At 68.7% G+C, this 17,304-nt stretch carries 19 protein-coding genes and 1 tRNA gene; 5 read left to right on the top strand and 15 right to left on the bottom strand.

Translation table 11 applies throughout. The features are described from left to right. Window positions 1–18: 18 nt before the first annotated feature. Complete coding sequence (locus EAS64_RS29675) at window positions 19–633, bottom strand: SigE family RNA polymerase sigma factor (RefSeq protein ID WP_145858406.1); 615 nt, start codon at window positions 631–633, stop codon at window positions 19–21. Between the two features lie 266 nt (window positions 634–899). Here EAS64_RS29675 and EAS64_RS43920 point away from each other — a divergent pair, with 266 nt between their 5' ends. After that, window positions 900–1,910, top strand: a complete 1,011-nt coding sequence (locus EAS64_RS43920; protein WP_187366268.1) for a hypothetical protein — start codon at window positions 900–902, stop codon at window positions 1,908–1,910. Next, a complete protein-coding gene (locus EAS64_RS29680; RefSeq protein WP_187366269.1) occupies window positions 1,907–2,785 on the top strand; it encodes a MauE/DoxX family redox-associated membrane protein in 879 nt (292 codons plus the stop codon). Before EAS64_RS43920 ends, EAS64_RS29680 begins: the two co-directional genes overlap by 4 nt. A gap of 43 nt (window positions 2,786–2,828) precedes the next feature. On the opposite strand, the gene EAS64_RS29685 is transcribed toward EAS64_RS29680, so the two are convergent. From EAS64_RS29685 to EAS64_RS29720, 8 genes are all read right to left on the bottom strand, one after another. Then, window positions 2,829–4,013, bottom strand: a complete 1,185-nt coding sequence (locus tag EAS64_RS29685; protein ID WP_145858409.1) for an ATP-binding protein — start codon at window positions 4,011–4,013, stop codon at window positions 2,829–2,831. Between the two features lie 77 nt (window positions 4,014–4,090). Next, window positions 4,091–4,306, bottom strand: coding sequence for a hypothetical protein (locus EAS64_RS29690; protein ID WP_145858411.1), 216 nt, complete (start codon window positions 4,304–4,306; stop codon window positions 4,091–4,093). Window positions 4,307–4,479: 173 nt separating this feature from the next. After that, window positions 4,480–5,517, bottom strand: a complete 1,038-nt coding sequence (locus EAS64_RS29695; RefSeq protein ID WP_145858412.1) for a cytochrome c oxidase assembly protein — start codon at window positions 5,515–5,517, stop codon at window positions 4,480–4,482. A 49-nt stretch (window positions 5,518–5,566) separates the two neighbouring features. Further along, the gene (locus EAS64_RS29700) at window positions 5,567–5,767 is read right to left on the bottom strand and encodes a hypothetical protein (protein ID WP_145858414.1); all 201 of its coding nucleotides are present in this window, start codon (window positions 5,765–5,767) and stop codon (window positions 5,567–5,569) included. Between the two features lie 122 nt (window positions 5,768–5,889). Next, a complete protein-coding gene (locus EAS64_RS29705) occupies window positions 5,890–6,765 on the bottom strand; it encodes a DNA-methyltransferase (RefSeq protein WP_145858416.1) in 876 nt (291 codons plus the stop codon). A 114-nt stretch (window positions 6,766–6,879) separates the two neighbouring features. Further along, window positions 6,880–7,953 (bottom strand): hypothetical protein, encoded by a 1,074-nt coding sequence (locus EAS64_RS29710; protein ID WP_145858417.1) that lies wholly within the window; start codon window positions 7,951–7,953, stop codon window positions 6,880–6,882. 350 nt (window positions 7,954–8,303) lie between these two features. Further along, a tRNA-Ser gene (locus tag EAS64_RS29715) sits at window positions 8,304–8,392 on the bottom strand. A gap of 13 nt (window positions 8,393–8,405) precedes the next feature. Continuing rightward, on the bottom strand, window positions 8,406–9,956 hold the full coding sequence (locus tag EAS64_RS29720; protein WP_145858419.1) for a MinD/ParA family ATP-binding protein: 1,551 nt from the start codon (window positions 9,954–9,956) through the stop codon (window positions 8,406–8,408). A gap of 168 nt (window positions 9,957–10,124) precedes the next feature. Here EAS64_RS29720 and EAS64_RS29725 point away from each other — a divergent pair, with 168 nt between their 5' ends. Further along, the gene (locus EAS64_RS29725) at window positions 10,125–11,105 is read left to right on the top strand and encodes an NAD(P)H-quinone oxidoreductase (protein ID WP_145858420.1); all 981 of its coding nucleotides are present in this window, start codon (window positions 10,125–10,127) and stop codon (window positions 11,103–11,105) included. Window positions 11,106–11,132: 27 nt separating this feature from the next. After that, the gene (locus tag EAS64_RS29730; RefSeq protein WP_145858422.1) at window positions 11,133–11,672 is read left to right on the top strand and encodes a bacterial proteasome activator family protein; all 540 of its coding nucleotides are present in this window, start codon (window positions 11,133–11,135) and stop codon (window positions 11,670–11,672) included. 65 nt (window positions 11,673–11,737) lie between these two features. On the opposite strand, the gene pheA is transcribed toward EAS64_RS29730, so the two are convergent. From pheA to EAS64_RS29760, 6 genes are all read right to left on the bottom strand, one after another. Beyond that, window positions 11,738–12,664: a prephenate dehydratase gene (gene pheA, locus EAS64_RS29735; protein WP_145858424.1), complete on the bottom strand. Its 927-nt coding sequence runs from the start codon at window positions 12,662–12,664 to the stop codon at window positions 11,738–11,740. Between the two features lie 7 nt (window positions 12,665–12,671). Then, a complete protein-coding gene (locus EAS64_RS29740) occupies window positions 12,672–13,130 on the bottom strand; it encodes a DUF4446 family protein (protein ID WP_145858425.1) in 459 nt (152 codons plus the stop codon). A gap of 89 nt (window positions 13,131–13,219) precedes the next feature. Then, the gene (locus tag EAS64_RS29745; RefSeq protein ID WP_145858427.1) at window positions 13,220–13,912 is read right to left on the bottom strand and encodes a glycosyltransferase family 2 protein; all 693 of its coding nucleotides are present in this window, start codon (window positions 13,910–13,912) and stop codon (window positions 13,220–13,222) included. Window positions 13,913–13,936: 24 nt separating this feature from the next. Continuing rightward, window positions 13,937–14,266 carry an STAS domain-containing protein gene (locus EAS64_RS29750; protein ID WP_187366270.1) on the bottom strand — a complete coding sequence of 110 codons (330 nt, stop codon included), beginning with the start codon at window positions 14,264–14,266 and terminating at the stop codon, window positions 13,937–13,939. Window positions 14,267–14,420: 154 nt separating this feature from the next. Further along, complete coding sequence (locus EAS64_RS29755) at window positions 14,421–15,566, bottom strand: arginine deiminase family protein (RefSeq protein WP_246115917.1); 1,146 nt, start codon at window positions 15,564–15,566, stop codon at window positions 14,421–14,423. Window positions 15,567–15,799: 233 nt separating this feature from the next. Next, a complete protein-coding gene (locus EAS64_RS29760) occupies window positions 15,800–16,309 on the bottom strand; it encodes an ATP-binding protein (protein WP_342782086.1) in 510 nt (169 codons plus the stop codon). Between the two features lie 305 nt (window positions 16,310–16,614). Between EAS64_RS29760 and EAS64_RS29765 the strand changes: the two genes are divergently transcribed. Further along, window positions 16,615–17,304 (top strand): ABC transporter ATP-binding protein, encoded by a 690-nt coding sequence (locus EAS64_RS29765; protein WP_342782091.1) that lies wholly within the window; start codon window positions 16,615–16,617, stop codon window positions 17,302–17,304.

A 17,304-nucleotide genomic window follows, 5' to 3' on the forward strand; every position in this document is an offset into this window, starting at 1 on the left:
CCTCGTCGAGTACCCGGGCTAGCTAGACCGTGGCCGCGCCAGGTGCCTTATTACAGGGATATTGCCACGGACCAATGTCGCATTTACACCCCCCGCGGGGTAGGGATCTAACGACGGATCCTGCAGACCCGGCTGGTCGCCGTCCCCGAGCTCGGCGTCCTTCCTGAGCTTGGCCACCGCCCGGGCCACGGTGGACTTGACCGTCCCCACCGATACGCCGAGCGCCGCGGCCACCTCGGGCTCCGTCATGTCGTCGTAGAACCGGAGCATGACGGCGGCGCGCATCTGGCGCGGCAGCCGGTCGAGCGCCCGCTGTACGACATCGCGCAGGTCGCTGTCCCTGGTGGCGTCCCCGGCACTGGGGGCATCGGGGATCTCGTCGGTCGGGTACTCGTCGACCCGGCGCCGACGCCAGCCGGAAATGTGCGTGTTCACCATCACCCGGCGGACATAGGTGTCGAGCGCGGCGGCATCGTCGATCCGGTCCCAGGATTGATAGGCCTTGACCAGGGTGGCCTGGACAAGGTCCTCGGCGTCGGCGCGATTGCCGGTGAGCGCCTGGGCGGACCGGAGGAGCGCGTGACTGCGATCACGTACGTACTCGCCAAACGCGACGCGGTCCCCGACGCTCATGCGTGCCCTATGCTCCAGCCGGTGCTACTTAGAGTAAGTACTCGGCTACGATACGCCCTCGGCCAAGGCGGGTCACCACTCACTCCCCCCGAGAAGTGCGGGGCAGCGACGGCAAACGAATGCATGAATCAATGCCGCATAACCGACATATCGCTGGGGCATAGCGGACCGAAATCGCCGAATCGCTTGACGCGTCCATGCCAATATGGGGATGGTCGGACATGGCATGGCGACGGCCGCAATCGCACGTCAGGCAAGTGCGTCATATGGCACCCATTAACGCGAGTTGGGAAGACCTGACCGAATACGGCACTTCAGCCTGGTACGCCCGGCGCGCCCTGCTGCGGGCCGCGGTCTTCGAGACCGATGATCATCGTCACTGGACACAGCGCCCGGCCCGAGCCGCCTCCGTGCTCACCGGAGTCATTGCGAAGGTAAACGACGACACCATGGTGCTCGAGGGGCGTCATGGGACTGAAGCGGTGACAGTCTCTCCCACCACCGTCACCTGGCTCGGTGCGCGCGCCGCACTGTCCGTGCTGCGCCCCGGCGATCCTGTCATCGTCAGGCACCGGTCCGCTGGCGCGTACTCGCGGACTCCGCGCCTCGCCGAGCGCATCTGGGCCAGGATCGGCCGGGTCACCGGCACGATCGTCGCGGTGGACGCGCGCGAGATCCTGGTCGACGGCGGGCGCCACGACCGGCAGCCGCGGCGGGTCGTGATAGCCACGGCGGCGCAGCGGCAGATCCAGGTGCGGTTCCCCAGGCTCACCCCCGGCTACCTGATCGACGTCATCGGCACCAGGCACTCCGACTACCTGCTCGCGGTGGCACCCGCCACCGCACAGCCCACCTACCACGCAGGTCACTTGCCCGCGCCGCCGCTCGTCAGCGGTTCCGTCCCTGTCCCTGTCCCGGTCAGCGGATCGGCCGTCTGGCACGAGCCGGACGACGAGCCGGACGACCTGCTTGGCCTCGGTTACCCCGCACTCGACCCGGAGACAGGCGACCGACCCGCACGCGGCGGCACCGGATGCGCCCGGCTGCCGTTCCTGTCGCTTGGCAGCGCCGTCCGGGTCCGCAACGAGTGCGCCGACCGGGGAGCCGTGCTCCCCGTCACCAGCGATGGGGCCATGGCCAGGCAGTTCTGCGACCGCTGCGTGCAATGCGGTACGTCACCAAAGGGACGGGTGGCCGACCTGACCATGGTGGCCTTCGCCGAACTCGGCGGCAACCTAGAGAACGGCTGCTTCAACGCGACACTGGGGTACCTGTGAGCGGGGCAGACATCCTTGACGTCGTACGTGAGGTGCAGATTCCGATCCTCGCCGCGCTGCTTGTCTGCGGCAGTGCTGCCAAGGCGGCACAGGCGATACGCGCTCGCTCCCTCGAGGCGGAGACGGGGCCGACCGTGATCTTCCCAGTCCGGCTGCGCCGAACGGCCGCCCTCGGCCTGTGCACGGCAGAACTCGCGCTCGGCGTGGGCTTGCTGCTCACCGCCGGCCGCATCGGCACGGGAGTGCCCGCACTCGCCGTTCGCGCCGCGACGGCGCTGCTGTTCATCACGGCGGTGGGCGCGCTGCACGAGCTGCGCGACCGCCGGCCGGAGGCCGGCTGCGGCTGCTTCGGCGAACTGAGCCACACCCCCGTGAGCCTGCGGACGATCGCACGGACGGCCGTGCTGTGCCTGGCCGCGCTGTCCTCGATCGGCGTGCCGCCGTTGCGGATGCCTGGCTCGGCCGGGCAGGCCGGGCTGACGCTCGCGGTCGTCGCGGCCGAGCTCGCCGTGCTCGCCGTGCTGTCACCCGAGGTGGGCGAGATCCTGACCAGGATGAGCCACGCCGATCCGTGCGAGCTGCGCGAGGTTCCCCTCGCCCGTACGTTCTCCACACTCGAGGCGAGCGCGCCGTGGCGAAGGTACCGGCGGTACCTCGTCACCGATCGGCCGGTCGACGTGTGGCGGGAGGGGTGCTGGCGTTTCCTTGTTTTCCCCGGCGTCCTCGGCAGCAGGCGCGTGGAGATGGTTTTCGCCGTCTACCTGGCCGGCCGGCGGGCTCCGGTCCGCGTCGGAACGCTGGACGTCGCCCCGGGCGTCGCCGAGGTGTGGCACGCGCCCACGGCGGATTCGCTACAGGCGTCTAACCCCGTATAAGAAAAACCCAATACAGTCGAATAGCCTCGATAATTCGCTGCGGCTACACCGGCTGGGACCTAAGGAACTTGCCGAAGTGCGGGACGGTGAACGCGATCAGGCCCCGCTCCGAGCTGTAGATCAGGCCCTTCTTGATCAGGCCGTCCCGCGCCGGGGAGAGGCTCGACGGCCGCCTCGCGAGCTCTTCCGCCACGCTTGAGGTGGCCACCGGCTCATCGCCGATCGCCGCCATGGCGCGCATGTACTCGCGCTCCGCTGGCGTCGCGCGCTCGTAGCGCGACCCGAAGAACCCGACGGCGAGCTCCCCTTCCGCCTCGGGCGCCGCCACGGCCACGTCGGCACCGCTAATGGGGCTGGCCGCAGCCACGTCCCAGGTCACCTTGCCATAGGCCTGCACGAAGTACGGGTAACCGTCGGCGGCCCGGTACAGCGCGTCGAGCGCGTCCTGCTTGAAGAGCACATCCTCGCGCTCGGCGGGTGCGATGAGCGCCTGGTCCGCCGCCTCGCGGTCGAGCCGGTCGATTCTGGCGTAGCGAAACAACCGTTCTGAATAACTCTTGCTCGCCGACAGCACCGAGGGCAGGTGCGGCAGGCCCGCGCCCACCACGATGAGCGGCCCGCCGACCTGGGAGAGCTCGTGACAGGCGGCGCAGAGGGCGGACACGTCCGTGGCCGGGATGTCCTGCATCTCGTCGACGAACAGCGCGATGCCCACGCCGAGGTCGGCGGCGACCGAGGCGGCGTCGGTGAACAGTTCCGTCAGGTCGACCTCGAGATCGCCTGAGTCGGCCCGCCCGCGGGCGGCGGGCACGTCGATGCCGAACTGGGCGCTAACGGTGGATCCCTTGGGTGCCTTCGGGTCGCGGAGCGCGAACGCCTTGAGCACGCCGAGGAAGTCGTCGATACGCTCCGGCGCGCGGTGCCTGGGCGCGAGTTCGCGTACCGCCATGTGCAGCGCGCTCGCGACCGGGCGCCGGATGGACTGGTCGGGCCGCGCCTCGAGCTTGCCCGTTCCCCACAGCCGCTGTAGTGCCATCGACCGGAACGTGTTGAGCAGAACGGTCTTGCCCACGCCGCGCAGGCCGGTGAGCACCATGGACCGTTCTGGCCTGGCCCGGGCTACTCGCTCGAGAACTACCTCGAACTGGCTGATCTCGCGGTCGCGCCCGGCGAGTTCCGGCGGCCGCTGCCCGGCTCCTGGCGCATAGGGATTCCGTACGGGGTCCACGATCGGACTCTATGACGCCATCTAGCACGATCCGTAGATTTCCGTAGAGAGCGCTACCGGCGTGTCGCGGCCGCCTGTCAGTTGTTCCGGCCCAGGAACCTCTTGTGGGCCTCGGCAAGCTTGAAGTAGGCGCGTGCGGCGATCTCGGCACGGCGGGCGGCGTACTCCTGCGGCGCCACCTCGAACCGGGTCAGCTCCACCTGCACGGCCGCGAGCTCGGACTCATACTCGTCCTCGATGGTGAGGGCATCGTCCACGTACTGTTGGTCAGCCTTGCTGATGTTGACGGTCAACGCTGTTTGCCTTTCATCCTGCACCCCCGGCATGACAGTCAACCGCATGGCGGTCCATGTGCGGGCTAAGCTGCACGGACTCACTTTTCACTGTAGAAACAGCCATGATGGATGGCCTCACGCGATCATCACCGTTGCCAGGCGTTATATGTGATCTAGATCACACTCAAGGCTTAGCCGACGCTGCCGCCGTCACTGCCATGACTGTTGATCCTGGTGAGATAGGCGTTGTAAGCCGCGAGCTGATCGTCGTCTTCATCGACGTCAGTCAGCCGCGGGGAGGCACCTTGGGTGCCATTCCGGGCCGGGTCACCGGCTGGCCCGGCCGGGCTGGACTCCGCGATCCGTTCGGCCATGCTTACCCGGCGCGCCGCCTCCAGCCAGCCCATGGCCGCCGAAGACCGGGTCTCCCTAGTCCACTGGAAGAAGGTCACCATGATCACCACGAACATGATGGCCGCGCCGCCGATCCACATGACGGCACCCCCCTCGTGCAGGTCGCTGACCGGGGAGGGACCCCAGGTCCGCGGCTCCATCGGGACGAACGGATCGGTCTGGTAGGAGCCGAGTACGACTCCCGTGAACGCGTCCACCGGCATCGCGATGAACAGCAGGAAGAGCCGCAGCGGATACGACACCTTCCACTTGATAGGTTCCCTGCCGATCAGCGGCAGGAAGTACAGGTACCCGACGACCAGGTAGAGCACGTGCTCGGCCTCGTGGACCGCGTCATACCCGGTAACCAGGTTCATAAAGCCGGTCAGGTGGGTGCCGACGACCGTCGCCGCGTAGGCCGCAACGACAAAACCGGGCCAAGTGAGCCAGGCCACCGGGCGCGACCTGACGATCCTCTTGACACCGGTGTGCAGCGGATTCCTGCTGGCGTGCAGCAGCAGCGTCACGGGCTGGCCCGCGACGAGCAGCGGCGGCGCGATCATGAGCAGCATCAGGTGCTGGATCATGTGATCCCAGAACAGGGTGTCGTCGTACGTGCCGATCCCGCTCTGCGTCGCCGCGTTGATGACGAGCAGGCCGAGCAGGAACGGGATGGTCCGGCGCAGCGGCCACGGACGGCGCGGGTGGCGGCGCCGCACGCGGAGCACGCCCCACAGGTACGCCACCGCGACAACCGCGGTGAACGCGGTCACGACCGGGGCGAATTGCCAGTTTGTGGCGGCTTCGCTCCAGTTAAACGGCGGCAGCTCATCCATGGATGGAAGCCTACCTCGCTCCTACACGCTGTCGTAGTTGACGGCGGGGTCAGGACGTGGAGGGCACCGGCCAGTTGCAGGTGATCTGCGGATTCACGCCGAGGTAGTTGAGCGGGCCGGTCACCATGGTCGCCGCGATCGTCGCGCCCGCGCTGCAGGTAGCGGGCATGTTGGTGAAATAGCCGCGCTGCCCGGCGGCGGCCGCGCCGATGATAAGCCAGGCGAAGAGGATCATCGTCCGTCGCGACATGGCCCCCTACGCCTCCTCCAGAACGCCCATAATCTACCTAGCCTGGATAATAGCCTCCTGCTACTCGGATCAGGTCACAATGCCCACCGCCACGCCGGGGCCGGTGGGCTCGGGCAGCCGACTCAACTTGGTCCGCCGGCGTCTGCGGCCTCCAGCCTGGCGTTAGAGGCGGCAACCTGTTCCGGATCGATCTCGAAACCCACGTACGAGCAGCCAAGGGACAGCGCCGCCAGCCCGGACGTGCCGCTGCCGGAGAACGGGTCGAGCACCACTACGTCCGCACCGCAGCGGCCAAGCGCGGAGACGCACCGTCGCGGCAGCTCAAGCGGGAATCGCGAATAATGGGCCGGGCCCGCTATCCGCTCGTTCGAGAATTCCCAGACGCTTTTCACCGGCGGGTCGGTAAGGAAGGCGTGCTTTTCCGACCGGGTGAAGAGATACACAGGCTCATGCGCCCGGTGCGGCCGGCGGCAGCGCCCCTCTGGCATGGGATTCTTCTTCCGCCAGATGACCTCGCCGCGGAAGAGCCAGCCGTCGTCGCACATGCCGATGACCATCCGGTAGGGCAACGCGAGCAGGTTGCCGTAGGTCAGCCACGGTGCGTCGGCCCGCCGGAGGTAGGCCTTCCGCTTGGCCCGCGGCTTGATGTACGCCGAGTTGTTCGCGACGAGTCCCGCCTGGTCCGGCCCGAGCGAGCTATAGCCGTGATCGCCTGGGCGCCAGTTGACCGGCGTGTTGTACGCGTCGCCGATGTTGATCCAGACGAGGCCGTCCTCCTTCAGCTTCGGCAGGAAGACCCGGAATATCTGCACCAGCCGCCTGACGTACTCTCGCGGGTCTTCCTCCACGCCCATGCCGCCGGACATCCGCTGTCCCCAGTAGGGCGGCGAGGTGACGAGCACGTCGATGCTCTCGTCGGGCAGGACGGCGCCGAGCTCGGCGCAGTCGCCGAGCGCTACGCGATTGAGCGGGTAGGGACCGATCTTTCCGTGGCCCATCCGTCCTCCGCACCCGCCGGCAACCTCAGGTGCCTCACTGTAGTGCGCGAACGGCCGGCCTGCCCGGAACCCGGGCGGGCCGGCCGTGCCGCTCACGCTGTTTGCGCGCTTGAGCTAGCTGAGGTAGTAGATCTTCGCGATGAGGTTGCCCCTCGCACCGACCGCGTCGCCTCCGGCCAATTCCCTGGTGGATGCGCCAATCTGGGCGATGCTGCTGATCGCGCTGCCTGCCGGGTCAGTGGTGAGGCCGGGGAGCGTCGCCACGGTGAGCGTGCGGTGGGCGTTGCCGTAGTGCAGCAGCCGCGCGGGCTTGCCAGCGCCCTCGCTGACCGGGAACCACAGGCCCGCGGCACCGTCGGCCGCGGCCGCACCGGGAACCGCGCTGCCCGAAGCGTAGGTAGCGACCTTCACCCAGGCATGGCCGTTGTACTCCAGGACCACGACCGGGCCACCGCCGCCGGCGGGCTTCGCGTGCTCGGAGACAATGGCGAACGGGGCACAGCCGCCGCAGCCGCCGGTGAAGATCGTGCTCACGGTCGCGTTCCTGGTCGACAGGAACCCGGCGACGCTCGTGGCCGTCCACTTCGCGCCATTCCAGTGCTCAAGCGTCGTGCCCGAGGCCGCCCACACGCTCTTGGACGACTGCGCGCTGCCGTTGGCGTAGCCCTTCGCCACCCGGGTCCAGGCCTTCCCGTTGAAGTGCCACACGCCCAGGTTCCCGCCGCCCTTCGCGGAGGTGCCGAACACCCAGACGTTGCTCGCCGAGAGGAAGGACGCGCTGCCGATCTCCGCGCCGAATGCCCCAAGGACCGTCCACGTTTGGCCGGTCCTCTTCAGCACCCGGCCCAGGCTGGTGGCCGCCAGCACCTCGTTGGGCGCGATTGCCTTGGCCGACACGATCCGCTCGCCGGTCTTCGCGACGTTGATGGTGTCGAAGGCCCATGACCCGTTGCCGCTGCGGGTGTACATCGACGGCTTAGTGCCGTGGAAGGCGAACGCGAACTCCGCGACCTTCCCGCCCGAGTACATGACCGAAGTGACCGCCGTGACCTCACCGCCGACTCCGCTACGGCCGACCGATTGCCAGCCCGACGCCGTCGCCGATGTGGTCGCCGCGTTCGCCACTCCCGCGCCCAGGCTCAGCAGCGCCGCCGCCCCCGCGACAACCTTCAGCATCTTGCGCGCCATGTCCTACTCCTCCGTCAGTCAGTCATCCCGTGAGACTTACGACATTTAAGACGGCGCTACCCAACGATTAGTTATCGCTTTGTTGATAACGGATAGGAAACGATGAATATCGATAACTTTGGGAGATCTTAAAGGTTCTGGATAGGACCTGAACCAACAATCCGGCGGCATCCCGCGCAGGCTTGCCGGGCGAAAGCCCGACTTAACAAGGCGGCACCAGAAGTGGAATCGTCCGCAGCTCTTGCCGGCGCAAGCCGGCATCGGGGGGTTCCGGGGGGTCGTCCCCCCGGAAGATATCCTCCGCGAGCCGTGGGAAGGTTGGCGAAGCCAACCGAACAGGGAGTGCCGAGCGGAGGGCGTGGGATTCGAACCCACGAGGTCGGTCTCCCGACCTAGTTGTTTTCAAGACAACCGCCATCGGCCACTAGGCGAGCCCTCCTGTGTGCATAACCTTACGCGAGCGGCGAGCTTGACGCGGCATTCGCGATCGAACGGCCGGGCCGGGCGAAGCCGTCGGCTACCAGGGCGGCGAGGGTCAGGTAGGCGTCGGCGGTCTCGGCGCTGAGGTACTCGAGTTCCACCTCTGCCCCCTCCTCGAGATGCGGGTCGTACGGGATGCGCACGACCGCGCGGCAGCGGGCGGCGAAGTGCTGTTCCAGGCGGTCCAGGTCGACGGTTGACCTGCTGTTGCGCCGGATCGCGGACAGCACGACGACCCCGTTGCGCACCAGGTCGCCGTAGTCGTGCGCCTCCAGCCAGTCGAGCGTCGCGCTCGCGCTGCGCGCGCCGTCCACCGACGGGGAGCTGACGAGAACGATCTGGTCAGCGAGTTCGAGTATCCCCGACATGGCCGAATGCAGCAGGCCGGTACCGCAGTCGGTGATGCAGATCGAGTAGTAGTGCTCGAGCACGCCGACCACCGCACGGTAGTCGTCGGCGCTGAACGCCACCGAGACCCCCGGGTCGCGGTCGGACGCGAGGATCTCGAGCCTGCTCGGTGCCTGGGACGTGAACTTGCGGACGTCGGCGTACCTGCCGATCATCGCGCGCTCATTGAGCAGGTCGCGGATGGTGGCCGTGGTTTCGAGCCGGACCTTGTCCGACAGGGTGCCCCTGTCGGGGTTCCCGTCCACCGCAATCACCCGGTCACCGCGCAGCGACGCCAGGGTGGCGCCGAGGGCGACGGTCGCCGTGGTCTTGCCCACCCCGCCCTTGAGGCTGAGCACGGCCACCCGGTGATGACCGCCTGCGATCGGGGTCTTGACGCGGCCGGTCAGTTCGCGCCGCCGCAGGCCGGCCGACGATTCGCCGACGCGGATCAGGCCGCCGCTCGCGCGGTACACCGTCTGCCGCCAGCCGCTGTCCGGCCGTGGCCGCCTGCCCTGAAGCAGCAGGTCGGAGCTGAGTGCCTCCGAGTTCGGCCGTTCGAGGCCATCTGGCGGCGTCCTGGTGCCGTTCGTATCAAGCGGGGGCGGCGCGGTGAGCGGCTGGCCGGGCGCCTCGTGGTCCGCCGCCGCGCGGACCGCAGACCACGGCACCGAGGGGCCGTGCAGCGGAGGCGCCTGATCCGGTTCCCGCGGCGCCGTGTACGGGTGCGGCGACCAGCACGGGCGGCCGGCCGGCCGGTGCTCGGCAGGCTCGACAGCCTCGGCGGGCTCGCCAGGCTCGGCCGGCCGGACGGGCTCGTGGGGCCGGACGGGCTCGTGGGGCCAGGTTTCCGGCGGCCTCGGCCAGGCAGGCGCGCGGGGCCCGTCGGTCGGCTCGGGGTACGGGGGAAAGTCGAGTACGCCGCTCGCGTAGTCTCGCGCCGGTGCGGGCATCTCCGGAAACTCGGGGTCGGGCAGCGCGTCGGAGTTCGGCAACTGCTCCATCACCGGCACGTCGGGCAGCGTGGCGCCGGGATCCCGTTCGTCGCGCCCGGCACCGCCGGGCCCGAACGGGAAGACTTCCGTCGTCTTCAGCTCGTGGTCCGTTTCGGGATTGTCATGCTCGTTCGGTGTCATTGGCCGCCCCCAATAGCCACCTGTTCGGTTCATTGCCATGCTCGTAGCGGCACGCCGCCGCAGGGGATACCCGCGATCTCACCGCGATATCGTCAGCTCATTACGCAGCACCCCGCCCGGTGGCATTGACAGACCCTGTCCATGAGGTTCCCGCGCAAGGAGGCAGCTATGCACGCGGTCATCATCAGCGAGCCAGGCGGTCCCGAGGTTCTCCAGTGGATCGAGGTGCCTGACCCGCAGCCGGCGCCGGGCGAGGTCCTCATCGACGTGGCTGCGTCGGCCGTCAACAGGGCCGACATGATGCAGCGCCAGGGGTTCTACCCGCCGCCCCAGGGTGCGCCGGCCTACCCAGGTCTCGAGTGCTCGGGCACCATCGCGGCGCTCGGCGAGGGAGTGGCCGGCTGGCGTGTCGGCGAGCAGGTGTGCGCCCTGCTGGCCGGCGGCGGTTACGCCGAGAAGGTCGCGGTGCCCGCGGGCCAGTTGCTGCGCGTTCCGCAGAGCACGACGCTGTTCGAGGCCGCCGCCCTACCCGAGACGGTCTGCACCGTGTACTCCAACGTCTTCCAGGGCGCCCGCCTGGCCAGCGGTGAGACGCTGCTCATCCACGGCGGCGGCGGCGGCATCGGCACGACCGCGATCCAGCTCGGCAAGCACGCCGGGGCCATTGTCGCGGTCACCGCCGGCTCGCAGGAGAAGCTCGACGCCTGCCGCGAACTCGGCGCGGACATCTTGATCAACTACCGGGAAGACGACTTCGCGGAGCGGCTGATGGAAGCCACCGGCGGCCACGGTGCGGACGTGATTCTCGACATCATCGGCGCCGGCTACCTGGCAAGAAACCTCGCCGCTCTCGCCCCGGACGGGCGGATCGCGAACATCGGGCTGCAGCAGGGCCGCACCGCGGAACTCGACCTTAGCCTGCTCATGTCCAAGCGTGGCACCATCATGTCCACCACGCTGCGTGCCCGGCCCGCGGAGCAGAAGGCCAGCATCGTCAAGGCGGTGGCCGCGAACGTGTGGCCGCTCGTGGACGCGGGCGTGATCCGGCCCGTCATCGACCGCGAACTGCCCATGAGGCAGGCGGGCGAGGCGCACCGCATCATGACGGCGTCCAGCCACACGGGGAAGATCGTGCTGCGCACCGAGTGACCGCGGCAACCCGATAGCGTGTGAACCATGAGCGACGAAAACAGCCCAGAAGACCAGGGAAGGCATCAGGTCGTCGTCGTCGGGCCCGACGGCATGGCCATCGGCACCGCCCAGGACGACCTCGGGGACGCGCAAGCAGAGCGTTCGGTCACCGAGATGGTCGAGCAGCCGGCCAAGGTCATGCGGATCGGCTCGATGATCCGCCAGTTGCTCGAGGAGGTTAAGTCCGCGCCGCTTGATGAGAAGAGCCGCGCGCGGCTGAAGGAGATCCACCAGAACTCCATCAAGGAGCTTGAGGACGGGCTCGCGCCTGAGCTCATCGCGGAACTTGAGCGGCTATCGCTCCCGTTCGAGGACGGGACGCCGAGCGAGGCGGAGCTTCGCGTCGCGCAGGCTCAGCTCGTGGGCTGGCTCGAGGGCCTGTTCCACGGCATTCAGACCACCCTGTTCGCGCAGCAGATGGCGGCCAGGGCCCAACTCGAGCAGATGCGCCGCGCGCTTCCCCCGGGCATCATGCCCGCCCCCGACCCGGACCAGCCATCACGCGGCTCGGGCCCGTACCTTTGACTGCCCGGCCTCTTCGGCTCGGATTCTTTCGCTGACGGTTACCTCCCTGACCTGGTTTAGCCAGGTCAGGGACGGCCGTACCTGAGCCGGGCCAGCCAGGCCGCCGCCTCGGCGAACTCCGCATCCGATGTCCCTCGCCTGACCTGTGTCCGCCCTCCGTCACAGCGCGGATAGCTGCCGAGGAACCGGACCTCGGCGCAGACACGGCGGACGCCCATCATCGCCTCGCCGACGCGGGCATCGTCGATGTGCCCCTCGCAGTCGATGAAGAAAAAGTAGCTGCCAAGCCCGTCCCCCGTTGGCCGCGACTGGATCGTGGACAGGTTGATCCCGCGCACCGCGAACTCGGTGAGGATCTCCATTAGCGCGCCCGCGTGGTCATCCGCGAGGAACGCGGCGAGCGAGGTCCGGTCAGCCCCGGTTGGCGGCGGCAGCGAGCCGGGCGGCGCCACCTCGACGAACCGGGTCATCGCGTTCGACCGGTCGTGCACGTCGGGAGCGAGCACTGTCAGGCCGTACCGGGGAGCGGCCGCGGCCGAGGCAAGCGCAGCGTCCAGATCACCCTCACCGACCCGCCGTGCCGCCTCGGCGTTGGAGGAGAGCGGCACCCATTCGCGCCCAGGGAGGTTCGTCGCCAGCCACCGCCTGCACTGGCCCTCCGCCTGCGGGTGACCGCCGACCGTCTTCACGTCGGCCAGCGTGGTGCCTTCGCGCGCGAGCAGCCCGAACTCGATGGGCAGCCGCGTCTCGGCCCAGATGAGCACGTCACCGCCGCCCGCCAGGTCATCGACCGTCGCGGTGACGATGCCCTCGACCGATGACTCGATGGGCACCACCGCACGTTCGGCCGCTCCGGTCCGCACCGCGGTAAGGGCGGCGCCGACGGAGGCGCAGGGGACGAGCTCCGCGTCGGCGCGAGCCCGCGAGGTGGCGAGCACGGCCGCCGCCGCCTCTGTAAACGTCCCCTCGGGCCCGAGATAGGCATAGCGCATGGTCCCATCATGCCGTAGCTTCGGCCCGCCGCGACGCACGGTCGCCGGGGCTGGCGGGCGCTGGCACGGCCGGTACGGTCCCGTCGCCGCGCCGCGCGGTACGGACGGCCTGCGCCTCCTCGGGCGACAGTTCCAGCTCGCCCTCGCCGCCCACGACCGGCTTGGCGTAGGTGCGGGTCTCCGCACGGCCGTTGATCGAGCTGAGGACCACCCCGTCACCCATGGCGTCGAGTAGCGCAAGGGAGAACGAGAACTGCCCGGACATCTCGTTCAGCGCGTCATACCTGACGACCGCGACATCCCGCAGCGCCCTCGGGTCAACGGTGCCGCGCGATCCCACTGCGCCCTCCACCAGGTCGCGGCACTCGCGTACGGCTCGCGCCGCCCGCCGGCTCGCGACCACCCCGGCCGCGACGCCGATCACGCCGGCCAGCGCACCTGCAACAGAAATCGCGATCAGTATCACGATCAGCACTATACCTGTGACCCTCAGTCATCATCGGGCGGCCGTCCCCGGCCAGCGAACCAGGTCCGGCACTGCCGCGTCCGCCGCCGCTACCGAACCCGCACGGCCAGCGCCCTGGCGACATCGGCGAACTGCCGCGCGCGGTGCAACTGCGCCGCCAGGTCCTTGCCGGTCGCGCGGTGCGCCATGTCGACCTCGACCTCCAGGACCCGCAGGCCCTTGCGCTTCAGGTCGATGGTCATCGCGGTCTCCACGCCGAAACCGCGTGCGAGCGGTCGGGCGGCATCGAAGCCGGCCCTGGTCAGGCAGCGCTGGCCGTTCAGCGGCTGCGCGGGTGCCCAGCCGGTCGCGTGCCTGATCCCCGCGCCGGACAGCCGCACCACGAAGCCGTGGCCGCCCTGCCTGACCCGGTTCTTGAAGACGGCGATGGTCATGTCGGCGGCGCCCGCCGCCACCGGTTCGATGAGCGGGCCCGCGGCCGCCGCTGTCGGCCCGAGGTCGGCATCGAGGAACAGGAGATGACGAGGACCGCGCCGGTCACGCCGGTCGATATCGCCGACCGCCGCTGCGCCGGCCGTCATGGCCGCCGCCTTGCCATGGTTCCTCGAGCTCCGCCACACCGTCGCGCCCGCCCGCCTTGCCAAGCCGACGGTGTCGTCGGTGGACCCGTCGCTCGCGACAAGCACCACGTCGACACCGGGCAGCGTCAACGCGGCGGTCACGGTCGCGGCGATGAGGTCGGCCTCGTTGTAGGCCGGGATGACGACGGCTACCGGCGGCATGAGCCGATCGTAGCCGCGGTCCTGCTAGTTGGCCGGGAAGTCGGCGACGGTAAACACGGCGTCAAGGCCGGTTACCGACAAGATCTTTCTGACCGCGGGACGCGGCGCCGCCAACTCCAGTTCACCGCCGCGCTCGCGCGCTTGGCGGAGACAGGAGAGCAGCACGTTCATGCCGGTGGAGTCACAGAACTCCACGCCCGACATGTCGATGACGACGCGCGACGACGGGGCTGCGCTTGCGATGACCGCGGCGAGCTCACTCTGTAGCCGCGGAGCGGTGTAGAGGTCGATTTCGCCCGTCGCGATCACTAGCTCGTGATCGCCCTGAGATCGACTCGAGACATTCAGCTCCACGGCTGGAACCATACCGCCCCGTACGGGCGAAACGCTAGGGATGATGGCACCGACTGTGGCCTAACTCACACTCTGTTAACAGGCATCCCTCTGCGTATCACCACGTAACAGGCCCTCATAGGCGTATTATCCGCCATTTCAAACCTAGACTCCGTCACGCCGCCTGATCGCCGGAGTCTGTCGGGCATTCCCCCGCGGGTTCGGGCATCGCGCCCGGCTCGCGGCCGACAGGACAGCAGATGGCTCGCGGGCCGCCACGGCACCCGGCAAGCTCCCCGCCGGGAACCCTGATCACGTCGATTCCCGCGGCTTCAAGACGCGCGTTGGTGAGCGTGTTCCGCTCGTAGGAGACGACCGTGTGCGGGCCGAGCGCGAGCAGATTGCCCGCGTCATCCCACTGAGCGGCAGGCCCGCCGATCGATCCCTGCTGGCTCGGCCCAGCCCTGCCCGGGCCGAGCCCGGTCTCGATGACCCGCAGCTTGCTGACGCCCATCGCGTCGGCGGCCGCCTCGAGGAACGGCCGCGGGTGAGACAGCCTCAGCCCCTCACCGCGCTGCGTGATGGTCCTCGCGACGAGCGAATAGGCAACCGACGGCCGCATTACCACGGTGCCTGGCCCGGCCAGCGTGCACAGCGTGTCGAGGCACTCCATGACGCCCGAGTCGGTAAGCACCACGAGCACGGTATGCGCGAAGCCGGTGTCGAAGACCTTCCTCGCCAGCCGCTCCATGCCCGCCGACGAGGTTTGCGCGCCGATGCCGATCGCCACCACACCGGGGGCGAGCAGCAGGATGTCACCACCCGCGAGCAGCTCCTGCCCCGGATCGTAGAGCCGCTTGGTCCCGGCGAACATCGGGTGGTAGGCGAATACGATCTCGACGAGCTCCGCCTCCTGGCGCCGCCCCGGCGGGCTGGTCACCGCCACACTGTCGCCGATCCACACGCTGGTGTCCCTGGCGAAGACCAGGTTCGGCAGCGGATCGATGACGTAGTCCCAGGCGCCAAGCAGGCCGAAAACCGCCCCCCTGCCACCGGGAAACTCGTCGCGTGCCAGGCCCATGATCATCACCTGGGCCAGTTCCTCTGGGCGCAGGCTCAGCAGATGATCCCGTACCTGGGCACGCAGTTCCTCGCCGAGCCGCTTGTCCCTTGTCACTGTGCCTATCGCCTGCTTCCTGGCCGGCGCGTACTCAAGCGCGTCCTGAAGCAGTTCGGTCAGGTACAGCACCGTGACGTCCGCGCGGCGCAGCGCGTCGGCGAACGCGTCGTGCTCGGCCTGCGCCCGCTCTGCCCAGGGCACGTTGGGCAAGAGCATCCCGCACCGGTGCTGTGGTGTGACCCTTCTTAGCTCGGCTCCAGGCCGGTGCAGCAGCACTGTGCGCAGCCGGCCAACCTCACTGTCTACCCCGCAGAATTCGGACACGAATCCCCCCGGATACGCAACATTCACGTCCGATCACCGCACTATCCCGCAATGGGCCAGCTTCCTCGTGCGGCACCCCCGCGGGGAATTATCACCACTTCCTGGCGCGATTACGCATCACGTGACGATGCGATTACCAGACCAGGACCGGTCCCGCGATGTCCGTCCGGCCCGTTTTTCGCCGCGTTGCGCCGGTGGCGCTCGCCCTCAGTTGACAGCGCGAGTTCCGCCCAGACCGTGGTCTCGCCGCCGTCCGGGCGCGTGTAGACGCCCCAGCGCAGCGACAGCCGGTCCACGATGCCGAGCCCGCGCCCGCCAAGCGCCCCGGCCGCAGGCCTGTTAACCACCGGCGCCGTCGGTCCGCCGCCATCACCCACCGCGATCTCTACGCGGTCGCCGCTCAGCCGCCACGACACCTTAACCATCCCGCCCGGCAGCGGCGAGGCATGGCGCAGCGCATTGCTGATCAGTTCACTGAGTATTAGGCTGGCATCACATGCAGTAGCCTCATGGACGCCAGCCTCGGTGAGGTCGCCAAGCAGACGGCGGCGAGCCACGCCGACGCTAGAGGCTGTATACGGGAGCATCTGAACGCTCGACGTACCCACCTCCATACACATCCCGCCCCGCCCGTGGAACCCTGTACGAACCCGGCATGAGCGGAATGCCCGGTGAGATGCCCGCGAAACCGTGAACTCCAGATTTCCGCCGTGTTATCTGACACATATGTCCGGAGTGTCCTCGCCCGATACGCACCGGTCCCGCGGAGGCGGTAACGTCAGATGGCACTTCACCGTTGTCCGCCGAGATACCCCAGTGAGTGAGTGGCTCCATGGCTGACCCGACCGTCGTGGTCGACAACCTGCACGTGGTCTACCGCGTCTATGGCGCGGGCGGCAACAAGGGAACCGCCGCCACCTCGCTGATGCGCCTCGTCAAGCGGCAGCGCCGCGTCTCGATCCGCGAGGTCCACGCGATCCGCGGCATCTCGTTCGTGGTGAACCACGGCGACGTGGTCGGCGTTATCGGCAGGAACGGCTCGGGCAAGTCCACGCTGCTGCGTGCCATCGCCGGGCTGCTGCCCGCGGAGCAGGGCGCCGTGTATACATCCGGCCAGGCGGCGCTGCTTGGCGTGAACGCCGCGCTGCTCGATGACCTCACTGGCGAGCGGAACGTGGTGCTCGGCTGCCTCGCGATGGGCATGCCGCCGGCGGAGGTCAAGACCAGGTACCCGCAGATCGTCGACTTTTCCGGTGTCGGCAGCTTCATCGACCTGCCCATGCGCGCCTACTCGACGGGCATGGCCCAGCGACTGCGGTTCGCGATCGCCTCCGCCAAGAGCCACGAGATCCTGATGATCGACGAGGCCCTCGCGACCGGCGACGCCTCGTTCCGCACCAAGAGCCACAACAGGATCAAGGAGCTTCGCGACGAGGCCGGCACTGTCTTCCTCGTGGCGCACAACCTCGGCGAGATCGAGCAGAGCTGCAACCGGGTGATCTGGATGGAAGCCGGCCAGATCCTGCGGGACAGCGACGACGTGACCGGCGTCATCGACGAGTACCTGGCGGCGACCGGCGGCGAGCCGCGCCACCGCGAACAGGCCCGCTTGTAA

This window comes from Trebonia kvetii (assembly GCF_007827045.1).
GTDB lineage: Bacteria > Actinomycetota > Actinomycetes > Streptosporangiales > Streptosporangiaceae > Trebonia > Trebonia kvetii.

What these genes read in the sequence shown, in the direction of transcription:
- EAS64_RS29745 (WP_145858427.1), bottom strand. Translation starts at nt 13,912, where the DNA reads ATGCCGCCGGTAGCCGTCGTCATCCCGGCCTACAACGAGGCCGACCTC.
- EAS64_RS29705 (WP_145858416.1), bottom strand. Translation starts at nt 6,765, where the DNA reads ATGGGCCACGGAAAGATCGGTCCCTACCCGCTCAATCGCGTAGCGCTC.
- EAS64_RS29720 (WP_145858419.1), bottom strand. Translation starts at nt 9,956, where the DNA reads ATGACACCGAACGAGCATGACAATCCCGAAACGGACCACGAGCTGAAG.
- EAS64_RS29725 (WP_145858420.1), top strand. Translation starts at nt 10,125, where the DNA reads ATGCACGCGGTCATCATCAGCGAGCCAGGCGGTCCCGAGGTTCTCCAG.
- EAS64_RS43920 (WP_187366268.1), top strand. Translation starts at nt 900, where the DNA reads ATGGCACCCATTAACGCGAGTTGGGAAGACCTGACCGAATACGGCACT.
- EAS64_RS29675 (WP_145858406.1), bottom strand. Translation starts at nt 633, where the DNA reads ATGAGCGTCGGGGACCGCGTCGCGTTTGGCGAGTACGTACGTGATCGC.
- EAS64_RS29730 (WP_145858422.1), top strand. Translation starts at nt 11,133, where the DNA reads ATGAGCGACGAAAACAGCCCAGAAGACCAGGGAAGGCATCAGGTCGTC.
- EAS64_RS29710 (WP_145858417.1), bottom strand. Translation starts at nt 7,953, where the DNA reads ATGGCGCGCAAGATGCTGAAGGTTGTCGCGGGGGCGGCGGCGCTGCTG.
- EAS64_RS29760 (WP_342782086.1), bottom strand. Translation starts at nt 16,309, where the DNA reads ATGTGTATGGAGGTGGGTACGTCGAGCGTTCAGATGCTCCCGTATACA.
- EAS64_RS29700 (WP_145858414.1), bottom strand. Translation starts at nt 5,767, where the DNA reads ATGTCGCGACGGACGATGATCCTCTTCGCCTGGCTTATCATCGGCGCG.
- EAS64_RS29695 (WP_145858412.1), bottom strand. Translation starts at nt 5,517, where the DNA reads ATGGATGAGCTGCCGCCGTTTAACTGGAGCGAAGCCGCCACAAACTGG.
- pheA (WP_145858424.1), bottom strand. Translation starts at nt 12,664, where the DNA reads ATGCGCTATGCCTATCTCGGGCCCGAGGGGACGTTTACAGAGGCGGCG.
- EAS64_RS29765 (WP_342782091.1), top strand. Translation starts at nt 16,615, where the DNA reads ATGCGCCTCGTCAAGCGGCAGCGCCGCGTCTCGATCCGCGAGGTCCAC.